Source organism: Chryseobacterium sp. SIMBA_028 (assembly GCF_046535285.1).
GTDB lineage: Bacteria > Bacteroidota > Bacteroidia > Flavobacteriales > Weeksellaceae > Chryseobacterium.
In genome coordinates this window covers 1-277 of record NZ_JAWRWZ010000203.1, presented here as the reverse complement: position 1 = coordinate 277, position 277 = coordinate 1, and the positions used below count along the sequence as shown (strand labels likewise).

Genomic DNA, 277 nt, shown 5'->3' with positions numbered 1-277 from the left:
ACGGCGGCCTTCCCGCCTGGCGCGCGGCGGGCTTCCGTGTTGAAACCGGTGACCGGGACGTGGTCCCAGGGAGCGTCAATCTCGCGGGCGCCGGAATGCCGGTCATCACCGAGGAAGAGGCATCGCGGTGGCACAGCAAGGGCGTGCTGCTCGATGCCCGTGCCGGTGAGCGCTACCGGGGCGAAGTGGAACCTATAGATCCCAAGGCCGGCCACATCCCCGGGGCAGTAAGCGCGCCCACCACCCTCAATCTCGACGCGGACGGCCGGTTCCTCCC

Annotated in this window: 1 protein-coding gene; it reads left to right on the top strand. The window is 69.7% G+C overall.

Annotated elements, in window-relative coordinates; translation table 11 throughout:
- A partial coding sequence (locus tag SCA31_RS23155; RefSeq protein ID WP_410699374.1) for a sulfurtransferase occupies nucleotides 1–277 on the top strand: 277 nt, incomplete at both ends.